General features: G+C 69.4%; 12 protein-coding genes. 6 read left to right on the top strand and 6 right to left on the bottom strand.

Features of this window, described 5'->3' with window-relative positions; all coding sequences use genetic code 11:
* The first annotated feature begins 359 nt into the window (after positions 1-359).
* Positions 360-1,325, top strand: a complete 966-nt coding sequence (locus SMA5143A_RS32830) for a YihY/virulence factor BrkB family protein (protein ID WP_107466488.1) — start codon at positions 360-362, stop codon at positions 1,323-1,325.
* Positions 1,326-1,444: 119 nt separating this feature from the next.
* Here the strand turns inward: SMA5143A_RS32830 and SMA5143A_RS32825 are convergent, their stop codons facing one another.
* The gene (locus SMA5143A_RS32825; RefSeq protein ID WP_107466487.1) at positions 1,445-1,984 is read right to left on the bottom strand and encodes a flagellar hook-length control protein; all 540 of its coding nucleotides are present in this window, start codon (positions 1,982-1,984) and stop codon (positions 1,445-1,447) included.
* Between the two features lie 411 nt (positions 1,985-2,395).
* Complete coding sequence (locus SMA5143A_RS32815) at positions 2,396-3,175, bottom strand: MBL fold metallo-hydrolase (protein ID WP_107466486.1); 780 nt, start codon at positions 3,173-3,175, stop codon at positions 2,396-2,398.
* A 98-nt stretch (positions 3,176-3,273) separates the two neighbouring features.
* On the opposite strand from SMA5143A_RS32815, the gene SMA5143A_RS32810 reads away from it, so the two are divergent.
* Entirely contained in the window at positions 3,274-4,212 is a 939-nt protein-coding gene (locus tag SMA5143A_RS32810; protein WP_258193870.1) for an AraC family transcriptional regulator, read from the top strand.
* Positions 4,213-4,254: 42 nt separating this feature from the next.
* Here the strand turns inward: SMA5143A_RS32810 and SMA5143A_RS32805 are convergent, their stop codons facing one another.
* The 3 genes from SMA5143A_RS32805 to SMA5143A_RS32795 form a co-directional block, all read right to left on the bottom strand.
* On the bottom strand, positions 4,255-4,779 hold the full coding sequence (locus SMA5143A_RS32805; RefSeq protein ID WP_107466484.1) for a DinB family protein: 525 nt from the start codon (positions 4,777-4,779) through the stop codon (positions 4,255-4,257).
* A 288-nt stretch (positions 4,780-5,067) separates the two neighbouring features.
* Positions 5,068-6,483 (bottom strand): non-reducing end alpha-L-arabinofuranosidase family hydrolase, encoded by a 1,416-nt coding sequence (locus SMA5143A_RS32800; protein WP_107466483.1) that lies wholly within the window; start codon positions 6,481-6,483, stop codon positions 5,068-5,070.
* A gap of 101 nt (positions 6,484-6,584) precedes the next feature.
* The gene (locus SMA5143A_RS32795; RefSeq protein WP_107466482.1) at positions 6,585-8,885 is read right to left on the bottom strand and encodes a beta-L-arabinofuranosidase domain-containing protein; all 2,301 of its coding nucleotides are present in this window, start codon (positions 8,883-8,885) and stop codon (positions 6,585-6,587) included.
* A 456-nt stretch (positions 8,886-9,341) separates the two neighbouring features.
* Between SMA5143A_RS32795 and SMA5143A_RS32790 the strand changes: the two genes are divergently transcribed.
* A complete protein-coding gene (locus SMA5143A_RS32790) occupies positions 9,342-10,700 on the top strand; it encodes a glycoside hydrolase family 43 protein (RefSeq protein ID WP_107466481.1) in 1,359 nt (452 codons plus the stop codon).
* 83 nt (positions 10,701-10,783) lie between these two features.
* On the opposite strand, the gene SMA5143A_RS32785 is transcribed toward SMA5143A_RS32790, so the two are convergent.
* Positions 10,784-11,737: a LysR family transcriptional regulator gene (locus SMA5143A_RS32785; RefSeq protein ID WP_055513880.1), complete on the bottom strand. Its 954-nt coding sequence runs from the start codon at positions 11,735-11,737 to the stop codon at positions 10,784-10,786.
* A 170-nt stretch (positions 11,738-11,907) separates the two neighbouring features.
* Between SMA5143A_RS32785 and SMA5143A_RS32780 the strand changes: the two genes are divergently transcribed.
* The 3 genes from SMA5143A_RS32780 to SMA5143A_RS32770 all read left to right on the top strand — a co-directional run bounded on the left by SMA5143A_RS32780 (position 11,908) and on the right by SMA5143A_RS32770 (position 15,846).
* Positions 11,908-13,029, top strand: a complete 1,122-nt coding sequence (locus SMA5143A_RS32780) for a PrpF domain-containing protein (protein ID WP_107466480.1) — start codon at positions 11,908-11,910, stop codon at positions 13,027-13,029.
* A gap of 103 nt (positions 13,030-13,132) precedes the next feature.
* The gene (locus tag SMA5143A_RS32775) at positions 13,133-14,386 is read left to right on the top strand and encodes an SLC13 family permease (RefSeq protein WP_258193869.1); all 1,254 of its coding nucleotides are present in this window, start codon (positions 13,133-13,135) and stop codon (positions 14,384-14,386) included.
* A gap of 110 nt (positions 14,387-14,496) precedes the next feature.
* Positions 14,497-15,846, top strand: a complete 1,350-nt coding sequence (locus SMA5143A_RS32770; RefSeq protein ID WP_107466478.1) for an aspartate aminotransferase family protein — start codon at positions 14,497-14,499, stop codon at positions 15,844-15,846.
* Positions 15,847-15,849: the final 3 nt, after the last annotated feature.

Here is a 15,849-nt window from a genome sequence, read left to right as displayed (position 1 = left end):
CTTCGGCGGGCGTCTTCGCGACCCCGAACCGGCCGAACACGGCCGGGACGGCGGCGGGGCGACGGCCCTGGACCCATGCCCGCAGGAAGGCCGTGTGGTCGCTGCTGCCCCGCACGTCGCCCAGTGCGCCACAGTCCGCAGACCCAGCAGACAGACAGGCGCCGGCGCGTTCCCGCGTGCCTTCGCCCCACGGCGGCGGCTGATCGCCCACGTCTTCTCCACGGAGCCGACGAGCGGATCACGCCCCCGCTGACCCGGCACGGGGACCCCGGCGCTCCCGCGGTTGTACGGTTTCTCACGGCGGCAAGATCACGTCGTCCCGTCCGGCCGTGACAACGAGACAGGAGGCGCCGTTCGCGATGGGGACCGTCGTGCACGTCCCGCAGACCCGGGACATGATCGGGGAGGAGCTGTCCGGGGACGAGGCGCTCACCGCGCTGCGTCGCTACGGAGGCCGTCGCCTCCTCCTCGACGCCTTCGCCCGCTTCCGCTACGCCGACGGGTTCACCAACGCCCGCTCGCTCGCCTTCCAAGTGGTCCTCGGCCTGGTGCCGTTCACCATCGCGCTGGTCGGCGTGGCCACCACGGTGCACACCGAGAGCGTCGGGCGGATCATCGAACTCACCCTGGGCCGGATCGTCCCGGGCGCCAGCGCGAAGCTCGTCGAGGACGCCCTCGACGCCACCGCCCGCAGCGCCGGCTCCGGCGTGTGGAACGCCGTCGCCATGTGGCTGGGCCTCGCCTTCGCGGTGCTCAACCTCGCCTCGGCGATGGGGCAGGTGGAACGAGGCGCCAACCGTATCTACGGCATCGAACGGGACCGCCCGTTCCTCTCCAAGTACGGGCGGGCCCTGCTGCTCGCCCTCGCGGCGGGCATGCCGGTGGTCCTCGGCTTCCTCGTCCTCGTCGCCGGGGAAGCCGTGGGCAGCGCGGTGGTGGAGGCCCTCGGCTGGTCCGAGCGCTGGCTCGACCGGTGGCGGCCCCTCGAAGTGCCGCTGGGCGTGGCACTCGCCTGGGTCGCGTCGGCGGTGATCTTCCGCTGGGCCCCGCGCAGGGACCAACCGGGCTACACCTGGCTCGCGTTCGGCTCGGCGGTCCACCTGGTCCTGTGGGTCACGGCGACCTGGCTGCTGGCGCTGTATGTCGCCGAGAGCGGTTCGTTCGGCGCCGTGTACGGACCGCTGACGGCGTTCGTCGCCCTGCTGCTGTGGGCCAACGTGACGGGCGTGGCGCTGTTCCTGGGCATCGCGTTCGCCGCGCAACTCGAAGCGGCTCGGGCCGGTATCACCGAGGCCGTGCGTCCGGACCCGGGCCCGGGCCCGTGACCCCGGGGGCCCGCCCGCCGTCGTGCGGGAAGGCGTCGCGATGACGTCTTCCCGCACGGTGCGGTCACACCTGCGGATCCAGTGGGGCGGGTCGGTGGGGCCGGGAGGGTGGCGGTCGCTCAGTTCCAGGGATTGGCGGGCTGGTCGTTGATGGTGGCCCAGAAGCGCGTGCTCGCGGGCAGGTATCCGTGCGCCCAGAACGACCAGCCGCCGCTCGACTCCAGGTTGCTGCCGTAGCGGCCGTCGTGGAACTCGGCCATGCGCCAACCGGTGCCGTAGTACTGGACGCAGAGGTTGTTGGCGACGGAGAGGCTCGTCAGCGTCTTGCCCTGCACCGGGGGCGTGGCGGCGACGGTGCCGCGAGCCCAGCCCGCGTAGAAGTCCGGGGTGATGCCGGCGGGCACGCCACTGCCGGTGACGCGCAGACACAGCACGGGCAGCGTGGCAGTGGCGGGGGTGTCGCCGTAGTACGGGTCGGTCGCGGAGTCCGCCCCCACGCGGACGGTGCCGTTCCCGGCGCCCTGGGCGAGCACGGTCCAGGTCATCCCGGACGGGATGGCGGACGGAGCGGCCTGGGCGGGGGTTGCCGCTGTGGGTAACAGTGCGAGCGAGGCGGCGGCCGAGAGGCCGATGATGCCCTGGCGGAGCAACTTTCTCATGGTACTCCTCGTGGCAGGCTCGACGAATGTGTGTTCCGGTCGGTGGTGCGGGATCCCGGGCCGGAGCCCGAACCAGCATCCGACACGCACACGAGTCCGTCACGAATCCTTCACATCCATGGCGGCATGCAGTCGCAGATCGGCTCAAACAGCTCCCGCAACCCACCAGTAACGTCAACTGCCCCTCACAGCAGGCAAGTTGACGAGCCCATCACCTCCGAGGAGACGATGACGCGGTCCGGATCCCGGGCTCACCGGGCCAGCGGGTCCGGAGCGGGGTGCCAGGGGCGGCACAGCACGAGGAAGCAGCCGGCCGCGGCCGGCGCGAGGCCGAGCACCGGCGCCGCCATGGGGAACGCGGTGCCCCGGCCGCCGAGGCCGGCGAGGGCGGGCGGTGCGTGCGGGCGCCGCTCAGTTGTCGGCCGGGAACAGGGACCGGTTGGCGATGTCGATGATGAACGGCCCGACATGGGCGGGATACCGGTCGACGATCGCCTTCTTGTACGCGTCGCCGTCGTCGCCGAGGAGTTCGCCGGCGTCGGTCAGGTAGCGGCGGACGTCCTCGTAGACCTCCGGACCGGTGGGCAGGCCGTGCCCGGCGAGGATCGTGTCGTAACCCGACTCGGCGGCCAGGGCGTCCACCGCCCGCTGCCAGCCGGCGATGTCGTTGTTGCCCAGGTAGAGGTGGACGTCGTGGTAGACGAGGTCCTGGGCCACCAGGACACCCTGCTCGGGCAGCTTGACCAGCAGTTCGTCGGCGGCCTCACCGCCGGAGACGGCCTCGAGGACGAAGGGGACCCCGTCGATGACCTCGGTCCCCGGGGTGAGGTCCACGGTGGGGGTGAGGTCGGCGAGCGGAATGACCAGGCCGGTGGGCAGATGACTGTCGCCCCGCGCGACGATCTGCTCGCGCACCCGCGGCAGGGCGTGGACCGGGACGCCGAAGCGGGCGGCGCCGTTGTAGTGGTCCGGGTGGGCGTGCGTGACGACGAGCCGGTCCAGCGGCTTGCCGAGGCCCTTGGCGTACGTGACGGCCTCGTCGGCGTAGGCGGGGAGCAACTGGGCGTCGATCGCGATGATCCGCGCCGGCGTCTCGATCAGCTGGGTGGTCGTGTGGAAGGTGTCGGCCGGGGACATGTAGCTGTGGATGCGGACCGAGCCCCTGTCGAGAACCGTGACCGTGCCGTTCATGGGAGAGCTCCTTGCGGTGGAGGCGGCCTTGCGTGGCCTTGACGATCTCCACTCTCGTCGTGAAACCGCAGGCAGGCGAGATACGCTGAGGACCCGGCATGGTAAATCGAGGACATCTGGAGATCGCGATGGCGCAGGAGGATCCCGGGGGCGCCGACCCAGCTCGGGACGGCGCCATCCTGCGGCTCGACTTCCGTCCGCCCGAGGAGCGCGTCCCCGGCTTCGAGATCATCGACCTGGCCACGCTGCACGAGCGGCGCCGGAGGCGGGGGAGACGACCCGACCTGGTGCACCGGGTCGACTTCCACACCCTCACCCTGATCACGGAGGGCAGCGGGGAGCACGCGATCGACTTCGTGACGTACCCCTGCCGCCCGGGCACCCTGCTGTGGGTCCGCCCCGGCCAGGTCCAGAGCTTCGTCCGGCCGGGCACGGCGAACGGCACGCATCTGCTGTTCACGCCCGCCTTCCCTCCGCACACCAGCAGCGCCGACCGGCTCGTGAACGACTGGTACGGACCGGCATGCCGGCAGTTGGGCGCCAGTCCCGCTTACGCGGTGCTGTCCACCCTGCTGGGCCAGCTGAGGGCCGAGTACGGCCGTCCGGAGGAGACCGTCTCGGTGGAGATCCTCCAACTCCTGCTCGCCACCGTGCTGTTGCAGGTCGACCGGCTGCCCCGCCCCGAGGGTGCCGGTGACCCGCACGCGGGCGGCGAGGCGTACGCCCGTTTCCGTGCCGAGTTGGAGCGCTCCTACGCCACGACCCGGCGCGCCGCCGACTACGCCCACCGGCTGGGCTACACCGTCAAGACCCTCACGCGAGCCTGCGTGGCCGCCACCGGGCAGCCCGTGAAACACGTCATCGACGGCCGTGTGGCTCTGGAGGCCAGACGTCTGCTCGCCCACACCGACGAACCGGTGGCGACCATCGCCCGCCGCCTCGGCTTCCCCGAACCCACCAACTTCGGCAAGTTCTTCACCCGCCTCACCGGCGCGACCCCCGGCGCCTTCCGGCAGACGCATCGGGGCGAGCGGTGAAGGCGGCTGACGGATCAGTGCCTTGGGCCGGGCGGGCGCGGCTCACGCCCCGGTGGTTCCGTCGATCTGCTCGCGGATGAGATCGGCATGGCCGTTGTGCCGTGCGTACTCCTCGATCATGTGCACCAGGATCCAGCGCAGGGAGACACTCGGACCGCCGACGTGGCCCGCTTCGCGTTCGGGCAGCCGGCCGGAGTCGTCCATCGACGCGTCGGCGATCAGCCCACGGCCTCGGGCGATCTCCGCCTGCCAGGCCTCCGTCGCCTCGTCGAGTCCACGGTCGGGCTGGAGCGCGAAGCCGTCGACATTGTCCGCCCCGAAGACAGGCGGTACATCCTGACCTGCGAAGATACGCTGAAACCAGTTGCGTTCCACCTGGGCCATGTGCTGTATGAGCCCCAGCAGCGTCATCGACGAGGGCGGCGCCGGAAGCCGTAATTGCTCATCCTTGAGGCCCGCACACTTCAGGGCGAGGGTCGCACGGTGAAAGTCCAACCACGCCTCCAGCGTCGTGCGTTCGTCGGCGTGCGGGGGCGGTACGGACCGTCCGTCAGGTGTCGTATGCATCGACCCATCGTCGCAGTAACGGCCCCGAGCCACAGCCCTCTTCGCGACGACGGACATCAACATGAATGGACGGCCTATCCGTCGCTGACCTCATGGGGGCGGCGGAGCAGAAGGTCGGGGGTGAGACCGTAGTGCAGGTCGGCGAGCAGCGCGAAGTCGACGGAGGTGGCCGCCTCCATGGTGGCCGCCACGCCGTCGCGCAGGGGTGTCGGTGTAGGGCAGGCGGCGACGCCCGTGAGCGTCGCCGCCGCGACAGCGGTTGTCCGCGAGTGCGTGTGGTCGTGCGGGTCAGCGCTGCAGGATGAGGACGCCCGGCCGGTACGGCCACTTCTCGTAGGGGGTGCCCGCCGGTGTGGCGCCCCGGCCCTGGTAGAGGAACTGGAGGTTGCAGGGATCGATGGTCATGGTCTGGTCGGGGTTGTCGCGGACCAGCTCACCGTGGCTGATGTCGTTGGTCCAGGTGGCGCCACTGTTGGCCTTGCCGGCGAAGGGGTTGCTCTCGCTGGTGGCCTGCGGTGTCCATGTGCCGCTCAGGCTGGAGGCCGTGAACGAGCGGAAGTAGCGCCCGTTCGCCCCCCGCGCCTCGACGATCATGAGGTACTGGTTCTGGCCCTGGATCTTGTACACCTGCGGAGCCTCGAACAGGTTGTCCGCCGTGTCGCTCATGACGGTCGTGTACGAGGAGCCGAAGTTCCCGGGGAAGTTCCCGATCGGCATGCTCGCCCGGTAGATCTTGCCGTTGTCACCGGCGAAGAACAGGTACATGTTCTGGCCGTCGGCGATCAGGGTCTGGTCGATCGGGCCGGTGGGGGAGTTGTCGGTGCTGGGCAGGGTGCCGGTGAACAGCGGCTGCGGCGCGGACCAGCTGTTGGGGTTGGTGGGGTCGGTCGATGTGCGGTAGTTGAAGGCCCAGCCGCCGCTCCACTGGCTGGCCAGTACCCAGATGTTCTTGGGCGCGAAGTAGAACAGGGTGGGCGCCACGGCGCCCTGGCTCATCCCGGTCTGGGTGGCCGAGGCCATGTCCGACCAGTTCGTGAAGGGGGCGAACGCCATCGAGCCCCAGTTCGTCCCGTAGTTCGTCCCGTAGACCAGGTGCTTGCCGTTGTACATCACCGTGGTGAAGTCCTTCAGCGCGGCCCAGCCGTTCGCCGGCTGCGCCAGCGCACCCGTCGAGGTCCACCGGTACGTCGACGGAAGGGAGCACGTGGTGCCCGACCCGGACAGGCCGGTCCACTTCTGGTTGGCGGCGCCGTTGCAGGTCGCGATCTCCACCGCGGAGCCGTTGGCCGTGCCGGAACCTGTGACCGCCAGGCACAGCCCTGACTCCACGGCGACGACCGTGCCGTCGGTGTTCACCCGCCACTGCTGGTTCGTACCGCCGTTGCAGGACCAGATCACCGGCCGGGTACCGGGCGTGGTGGCGTGAGCGGGCACATCCAGACACTTGTTGCCGTACACGGTGAGCTGGTTGTTGTCGGTCAGCGTCCACTGCTGGTTGGCCCCGCTCCAGCAGTCCCAGATCTGTAGGTTCGTGCCATCGGTCTGACTCGCGCCGGGCACATCCAGGCACCGGCCGGAACCGGTGCCGCGCAGGGCGCCGCTGGTGGCCGCCTGGGCCGGGTTGGCGACGAGGGTCGCCGCCGAAGCGACCAGGGCCGCGAGCGCCACGGACAGATGTCTGCGGCTGAAACCACGTCTGCGCATGGGGCCTCATTTCTCAGATGTTCGCCATATCGAACGGTGGTCGAAGTGCCGAGCAGGAGGAAGGGCGGAGGGCGAGGAAGAACTGCCGCCGCCGGCGGACCCTAGTTCCGTACGATGCGCCAGCGGTTGTCGGCGGAGCCGTCGTCCGAGTCCTGGACTGCGAACGCGCCGACTGCGGTGGAGTTGTCCGCGATGGCGAGCAGCTTGCCGCTGTTCGCGTTGCGGATCTTGTAGGTCCCGTCGCCCTGGTCGAGCAGCGTCCAGCGATGGTCGGCGGTGCCGTTGTCCGACCACTGCAGGACGGTCGCGTCGTCCTCCGTGGACATGTTCAGGACGCCCAGCACCTTGCCGCTGTGGGCGTTGCGGAAGCGGAACCCGTCCCCGTCGGTGACCATGTACCAGTCGTGGTCGGCGGTGCCGTTGTCCGACCACTGCAGAGCCCGGCCACCGTTGGCCGTGGACATGTTCTGGATGCCCAGCAGGAGACCGCTGGCCGCGTTGACGAGGCGGAAGGTGCCGCCGGCGTTCCAGTACACGGTGTAGTTGTGGCCGTGCGCGTCGTGGAAGGGGCCCAGGTTGACGGTGGAGCCGTTGGCGGTGGCGGTGAAGGCGAGCGAACTGCTGCTGGTCCGGGTGATCGAGGACGTGTCCAGTGAGGGGAGGGAGGTGAGCGTGGAACTGCCGTAGTTGCCGGACAGGACCACGGGACCGTAGGTGATGGCGGAGACGTTGCGGTTGTCGTTGGCCGCTCGCATGACGACCCGCATGGGCAGGCGGACGGTGACCGTGTCGCCGGAGGTCCAGGAGCGGCTCAGGGTGGCGTAGCTGCCGGGGTCGGTGGTGATGTTCTGCTTGACGCCGTTGACGCTGACGGTGGCTCCGGTGGTCCAGCTCGGGATGCGGATGCGCATCGCCCAGGTCCCGCTGACGCTGCCGGTGACCTGCAAGGTCGTCGTGTCGCTGGTCGGGTAGGTCGTGGTCTGGGTGACCGTGATGCCGCGCTCCGACCAGGTGAGCACCGAGGGCACGAACATGTTCACGATCAGCGTGGTGTCCGTGCGGAAGTAGATGGAGTCCATCAGCCTGGTGTGCATCTCCAGGCCCGTGCCCTGACAGCACCAGAAGGTGCCGTAGTCGGTGCTCCAGGTGCCGCCGCCCAGTGCCGGGCCGACCCCGCGTCGACCTCCCGGCTTGAGGGGGGTGAAGTAGGTGACGTGGCCGTGGTCGTCGGCCGGGTTCTGCTGGCCGATCATCTGGTTCAGCCACGCCCGCTCGTAATAATCGAACAGCTCGACCCGGTTCGGGTCCAGCGCGAACAGCTCCCGGGTGAGGGTGAGCATGTTGACGGTGTTGCAGCTTTCGCACGTGTCGTTGTTCAGGAAGCCGGCGATCGCGTTCGGGGCGCGGAAGTGCTCCGCCTGGCTGTTGCCTCCGATGGCGTAGGTGTGCGCGTTGACGGTGAAGTTCCAGGCGTTGGTGGCGATGTCCCGGTAGCGGGTGGTGCCGGTCGCCTTGTACTCCCGGGCGGCGCCGATCCACTTGGGTACCTGGGTGTTGGCGTGCAGTCCGTTGAGCTTGTCCTGGTTGGCCGCCAGGGGGTCGAACACCGCGGCGTGGTCGAACCGCTGGGCGACGGTGAGCCACCGCGCGTCGCCCGTCTGCTGGTAGAGGTCGGTCAGCACGGTGTTCATGCCGCCGAACTCGATGCGCAGCATGGTCTGCATCTGCTGGCTGGTCAGCCGGCCGGTGCGCCAGTCGACCCATCCGGCCAGGGCGAGCAGCACGTCACGGGCCTGGGTGCTGCCGATGAGGCGCCACACGTCCAGCAGGCCGACGAGGGTCTTGTGGATGGTGTAGTACAGCACCTCGCCACTGGTTCCCTGCTCGAGAGCAGTGAAGTTGGACTCGGGGTAGCCGGAGAGGTACCCGGGGTTGAAACCGGCAGTGCTGTTGTTGGCCTGGCACTTGGCCAACTCCGCGACCATGTACGTGGCCTTGTCCCGGCAGGTGGTGTCCCCGGTCACCGCGTACAGCTGTGCCCATGCCGTGAGGAAGTGCCCCTGGATGTGGGTGCGGAAGCCGAAGTTCGGCGCGTCCCAGCCGCCGTTGGGGGCCGCGCCGTTGGTGGACAGCTTGTGGGTGGCGCGGAAGTTGTACAGCAGCCGGTCGACATCGATGAACCGCAGGTAGTTCTGGGTGCGGTTCTGGTTGTCCAGCCAGCGGCTCGCGGTGAGCCGGACCTGGCCGAAGTCGAACGGGTGAGCGGAGACCCCGATGTCGGCCCTGGCGGGAGGGACGACCGCATGGGCGGAGGACGCGCCGACGAGGGAGCCGGTGGCAGAGGCGACGACGGTGGCCCCGGCTGCTTGCAGGAGGCGCCGTCTGCTGAGGGAGAAAGACATCTCTCACCGTTTCCGTGACCAGAAATCTCTGGTGGTGGGGTGGATTGGGTTCGTATGTCCGGCGGTCCTGGGCGGCACGTCACGGGCTGGCGCGCTGCCGCTGAGGGGTCGAACATCCACACGGTTGCGATCGCTTCGGCCCTCCCCGCTGACACATGGGATGGATTAAGGGATACGAACGTTGTCCGTGTCTAGCCTTGCGACACATGTTTCTTCATCACGGCCGAATCGGCTTCAATCAGGCCCACTTGGCCACGTCGGACATGGGATGTGTCGAACCGTGGGCCGAGGAGGCCGACGTAAACGGAACCGAACCCGTCGGAAACATTGACGCGCCCGTGGCGGAAATCTATCTTCTGCACGAGCTGTCGCACAGTGTTCGTAATTCCGAACAAATCGGCATTCCCGTCGCGGCGGTGATCGCTCAGGCGGCACAGGCACAGCCCGGAGGAAAAGTTGAGAAGAAGCAAGAGAACGCTGCTCGCCCTGCTGGGCCCGCTGCTGCTGGTCCTGTTGGGCTTCCCCGCCCTCCAGGGCACCGCCGCCGCGGCCGCCCCTCCGGCCGGGCAGGCCACGCGGTACACGATGACCGCGTTCACCAACTCCAGTGAGTCGAACATGTACGTCTACGACTCACCGGACGCCACCGGCTTCACCCTCCGCAAGGGCCCGGCGTACACCCCGCCGTCCGGGCTGATCCGTGACCCCAGCATCTTCAAGCACACCGACGGCTTCTACTACATCACCTACACCACCAACTGGACCGGGAACACGATCGGTTTCGCCCGCAGCACCGACCGGGTGAACTGGACGTTCCTGTACAACTACACGATCCCGGTCAGCGGACTCACCCGCACCTGGGCGCCCGAGTGGTTCATCGACACCGACGGCAGCGTGAACGTCATCGTGTCGCTGACGTCGGCGAGCACCGCCACCCACTTCACCGCCTACAAGATCACGGCGACCAACTCCGCGCTGACCACCTGGTCGACGCCCACCCAGCTGTCCGGCATCGGCCCGAACTACATCGACACCTTCATCGTCAAGGTCGGCTCCACGTACCACGCGTTCACCAAGAACGAGACGACGAAGTACATCGAGTACGCCACCGCCTCCAGCCTCACCGGCCCCTACACGTTCCGGAAGACCGGCAACTGGGCGGGCTTCGGTGACTGGGTCGAGGGCCCGGCCCTGGTGCCGCTCGACAACGGCGGCTGGCGCATCTACTACGACGGCTACAGCGCCGGCAAGTACTGGTACAGCGACAGCTACGACAACTTCGCCACCTGGTCGACACCGACCGAGCTGCCCGGCCTCACCGGCTTCGCCCGTCACCTCACCGTGCTGAAGGAAACCGTCTCCGGCGGTGTGACCCTGCCGACCAACACCACCCGGTCGTTGCAGTCCGTCAACTATCCCGGCCGCTACGTCGCGGTCCGTTCCGACAGCCTCGGCTACATCGACCCGGTGACCACGTCCAGCACCACCGCCGTCAAGCAGAGCGCCACCCTCACCGTCGTGCCCGGCCTCGCCGACGCCAACTGCTACTCGTTCCGCGACTCCTCCGGCCGCTACCTGCGCCACTGGGACTTCCGCATCCGCTTCGACACCAGCAACAACACGGCCGTCTTCAACAAGGACGCCACCTACTGCGCCCGCCCGGGCACCGTCGCCGGCTCCGTCCGCCTGGAGTCGTACAACTACCCCGGCCGCTACCTCCGCCACTACAACTACGAACTCCGCGTGGAGACCTACCAGGACAGCGACACGTTCCGAGCCGACAGTTCCTTCACCGCAGTGACCCCCTGGGCCTGACCTGCCCATTCCCTGCCGTGCCGCCGCGGACCCCCCTCCGCGGCGGCACGGCCTTTCTGCGGCCCGCGGATCGCCCCTCGTCGTCAGCCGGGTCGAACCGCCCCGAGCTGGGCCCGGTGCAGTCCGGGAGCGGTGAACCGCTGCGCCACCGTGCGCAGGACGCGGGCCATCGCCTGGGCGGGCGGGGTGGCGGGGCGGGCCGCGGCGCGGGCGAGGAGGATGCGGCGGGTGGGCGCGGGCACGTCGGAGGCGAAGGGCAGCAGACGTACGTCGCTGCGGCGGCTGGTGAGGGCCAGACGCGGGGCGAGCGCGATGCCGAGCCCCGCCGCGACCATGGCCTGCGCCTCCTGGTAGTCGTGCGAGGCGTAGGCGATGCGCGGCTCGAACCCCGCCTGGCGGCAGCTGCGACGCAGGACATCGGCGACCGGGTGGTTGTCGGCGCGGATGATCCACTCCTGGTCCGCGAGATCCCCGAGGCGCACCGAGGGGTGCGTGCGCAGGGGCGAGTCGGCGGGGACCACCAGCACCGTGGGGTCGTCCAGCAGGTGGGTGAGGGAGAGCGCCGGATCGTCGACCCGGTTCCACTCGTAGTCCCAGAGCAGCCCCTGCTCCACCTCCCCGGTGTGCAGCATCTCCCGGAGTTCCTCAAGAACGCCCGCGCGCACCTCGATACGGATTCCGGTGTGACGGCGACGGAAACGGGTGAGCGCGAGGGGCAGCAGGGACGCGCTCGCCGTCGGGAAGGACCCGAGCCGCAACGTGCCCTGGTCGAGGGCGGTGAAGGAATCCAAGTCGGCCTGCGCGGCGCGCAGTTCACGACGGATCGCCTGCCCTCGCTCGACCAGCGCGGCGCCCGCGGGGGTGGGGCGGATCCCCCTCGGCAGCCGCTCGACCAGGGGCTGCCCGGCCTCCTGCTCCAGCAGGGACATCTGCTGAGAGGCGGCGGACGTGGTCATGCCCAGCGCCTCCGCCGCGGCGGTGAGCGAACCGCGCTCGGCCGCCTCGGTGAGCAGCAGCAGACGACGTACGTTCAGCATGCCTGTGACTTTAGCTGAGCTGAACCCATGTGAAGCGAACTGCGATTGTTCCGAAGTCACGTCTCTGCGAAGGTCTCCGCAGTCGCCGAGCGGTTCACCGGCCCGCAGTGCGCCGGTCACCACCGCTTCGGCCCTCACCTCCCCTCGTTGAGCAGGAAAGAGCCTCAGACGTGCACACTCCCGCGACCCTGGTGCGTGGCGGCACCAGCAAGTGCTGGCTGTTCAACCAGGTCGACGTCCCCGCCGACCGTGGCCGGCTGGAGAAGCTGCTGGTCTCCGCGTACGGCGCCACCGACCCCGTGGAACTGGACGGCGTGGGCGGGGCGACCCCCACCACCTCGAAGGCGGCGGTGGTCAGCGCCTCCTCCGCACCCGGCGTGGACGTGGACTACCTCTTCGCCCAGGTGGGCATCGGCACCGGCGCGGTCGAGTGGACGAGCAACTGCGGCAACTGCGCCACAGGCGTCGCCCTCTACGCGGTCACGAAGGGCATGGTGGCGATCACCGGCGACCGGACCCGCGTGGTGATGCGCAACACCAACACCGGCGCGGTCCTCGAAGGGCTCGTCGACACCACCGGAGGCGTCGTCCACCACTTCGGCCGCCAGACCGTGCCCGGCACCCGGGCCGGCGGGGTCGCCGTCGGTCTCACCTTCCTCGAACCGGCCGGCGGCACCACCGGTTTACTGCTCCCCACCGGACAGGCCGCGCAGAGCCTGCGGGTCGCCGACGCCGAGCCGGTACGGGTGACCATGGTGGACGCCGGGGCCCCCGTCGTCCTCGTCGACGCCCTCGACGCCGGGCGTACCGGCGCCGAGTCCCTGGACCGGATGGACACCGACGTGCCCTGGCTTCGCTCCGTGCGCCATGCCGCCGCACCGTTGATGGGGCTGCTCGAACCGGGCGGCGAACCCGGCGACGCGGTGCCCAAGGTGGGCCTGGTCGGCCCGCCCGTTGCGTACACCACCACCCTCGGCGAACCGGTCGCGGCCGAGGACTACGACGTCTCGGTGCGCATGCTCAGCATGAACGCCCCGCACCCCGCGATCGGTCTGACCTCCGCCGTCGCCGTCGCGGCGGCCGGGCTCGTCACCGGCTCCGTGGTCTGCCGGACCACGGGCGGCCCGACCGACGAATGGCTGCGCCTCGGCACCCCCGCCGGCATCGTCGCGGTCCGCTGCACCGACGTACAGGACGGCCTGCCCCGGCGGGTCACCGTGCAACGCGCGGCACGGCTGCTCGCCGACGCCCGCATCTACGTCCCGGACACAGGCACCACGCGAGCCGCCTGAACCGGGACGAACATCACCTCGGTGGGCCGGTACCCCAGCCGTCCGCACCGGGACGACCTCGCGCCCTCGGGGCGCGCCCCTCCCCATCGCACCAAGGACAAAGATGTCTGCTGAAGTGATCTCCATAGGCGCGCTGCTGGTGATGTTCGTGGTCGGCACGGTGCTGCCGATCAATCTGGGCATCCTCGCCTTCGTCGCCACCTTCGCGGTCGGTACCGCCTCGCTCGGCCTCACCGAGGACGAGATCTTCGAGGGGTTCCCGGCGAAGCTCTTCGTCACCATCGTCGGTGTCACCTACCTCTTCTCCGTCGCCCGCCGCAACGGCACCATCGACTGGCTCGTCGCGGCCGGCGTACGGCTGGTGCGCGGCAAGGTCGCGCTCATCCCCTGGGTGCTGTTCCTGGTGGCGGCTCTGCTGACGGCGTTCGGCACGTTCACGCCGGCGGCGGTCGCGATCCTCGCGCCGATCGGCATGAACTTCGCCTACCGCTACAAGCTCAACCCGCTGGTCGTCGGGATGATGGTGATCAGCGGCGGGCACGCGGGCGCGTTCTCCCCGCTCGCCGTCTCCGGCGCGCTCGTCCTCGGCCTGGTCGACAAGACCGACCTGCATGTCTCCGCGGTGACGCTGTTCAGCGCCAGCTTCGTCATCAACCTCGTTCTCTCGGCGCTCACTTACGCCCTGCTCGCCAAGCGCCCCGCACCGCTGGCCGAGGGAGCCGACGACCCGGCCGCCGACGAGGACCTCGCCGTGTCCGGCAGGCCCGACTGGCGCCAGTGGCTCACCCTCGCCTGCCTGCTCGCCCTCGTCGTCGGCGCCCTCGGCTTCCACCTGGAGATCGGCTTCCTGGCCCTGGCGGCCGGCGCCCTGCTGGCCCTGGTGGACATGAAGCGACAGGAGAAGGCCGTGGACGGCGTCAGCTGGTCCACGCTGCTGCTGGTCGCGGGCATGATGACCTACATCGCCATGCTGGAGAAGGCCGGCGTCATCGAGAGCATCTCCGAGCACGCGGCGGGCCTGGGCGCACCGCTCGTCGTCGCCCTCCTGCTGTGCTTCACCGTCGCCATCACGTCCGCCTTCGCCTCCTCCACCGCGATCCTGACCGCGATCATCCCCATCGCCGTCCCACTGCTGCTCTCCAGCCACCTCAGCGCCGCCGGACTGATCGCCGCCCTCGCCATCTCCACGACGATCGTCGACACGTCCCCCTTCTCCACCAACGGCGCCCTCGTCCTCAGCAACGCCCGCGGCGTCGACCCCCGCCGCTTCTACCGCCAGGTCATCGGCTACACCGGCGGAATCGTCGCCCTCGGCCCCATCGTCGCCTGGGGCGCGCTGGTCCTGCCCTGGTCGTAGCGGGCACCGCGATTTGTATTTCAGTCTGGAACTGAAACAAAATCTGGTAGGCTCCTCCTGAGGCAGCCGCGACGAGCTGCGTGCACGCCATGAAGTGAGGGGATCTGCTGATGACGTCGACACCGAGTCGGGCGCTGGCCAACTACCCCAACAGGTTCGATCCCGCGGCGCTCGGCGATCTGCCCGAGCGCTTGCGGTCCACCGTCCGACGACGCAACGACGTGCTGGGCCCGGGCTACGCGCTCAACTACCGGGAGCCGGTCGAGTTCGTCTCCGGCCGAGGCGCTCACCTCTTCGACCGGGACGGCAACGACTACCTCGACGCCTACAACAACGTGCCGTGCGTCGGTCACGCCCACCCGCACGTCGTCGAGGCCGTCTCCCGGCAGTTGGCGGCGGTCAACACCAACACGCGCTACGTGCAGGAATCACTCGTCGACTACGCCGAGCGCCTCCTCGCGACGATGCCCGAAGGGCTCTCCAGGGTCAGCTTCGCGTGCAGCGGATCGGAGGCGAACGACCTGGCCGTACGCGTGGCGCGCTTCCACACGGGCGGCGAGGGCATCGTGGTGACACGCTGGGCCTACCACGGTCTCACTCGCGAGGTCGCGAGCTTCTCGCCGACGCTCGGCACGGGTTCACCGCTGGGGCCGAACGTCCGCGTCATCGACGCTCCGGATCCACGACTCGTCCCGCCCGGCTCCTCGCTCGCCGACCACATGCGGAGCCAGGTGCGCGGCGCCGTCCGCGACCTCGAACGCCACGGCTACCGGCTCGCGGCGCTGATCACGGACTGCGCGTACTCCAGCGACGGCCTCTTCACCGATCCGGTCGGCTACCTGCGTGACATGGTCGAGGAAGTGCACGCCGCGGGCGGCGTGTACATCGCCGACGAGGTGCAGTCGGGATTCGCCCGGCTCGGAGACGCGATGTGGGGGTTCAGCCGCCATGAGGTGGTTCCGGACATCGTCACCATGGGCAAGCCCATGGGCAACGGCATGCCGATCTCCGGCGTGGTGTTCAGGCCTGAGGTGTGCGAGGAGTTCGGACGGAACGTCCGGTACTTCAACACCTTCGCGGGCAGCTCGATCGCGGTCGCGGCCGGCGCGGCGGTTCTGGACGTCTTCGAGGCGGAGAACGTACGCCAGCGCGTCCTCGACAACGGCACGGCACTGCGCGCCGGTCTCGAGGAGATCACCCGCGAGTCGCCCTACGTCGCGGAGGTCCGCGGGAGCGGCCTGTACGTGGGAGTCGAGCTGGTGAAGGACCGGGAGTCGCTGGAACCCGACCGTGTCCTCGCCGACCATGTCATCAACGACATGCGTGAGCGTCGTGTCCTCATCAGCGGCACCGGCGAAGCAGTCAATGTGCTCAAGATCCGCCCGCCGCTGGCCTTCGACTCGGACGATGTGACGCGTTTCCTCGAGACGTTCGCGGAGATCGCCGAGAAGCGCCTGTAGCAG

The organism is Streptomyces sp. MA5143a (assembly GCF_900290235.1).
Classification (GTDB): domain Bacteria; phylum Actinomycetota; class Actinomycetes; order Streptomycetales; family Streptomycetaceae; genus Streptomyces.
This window is presented reverse-complemented; position numbering and strand designations above follow the sequence as displayed.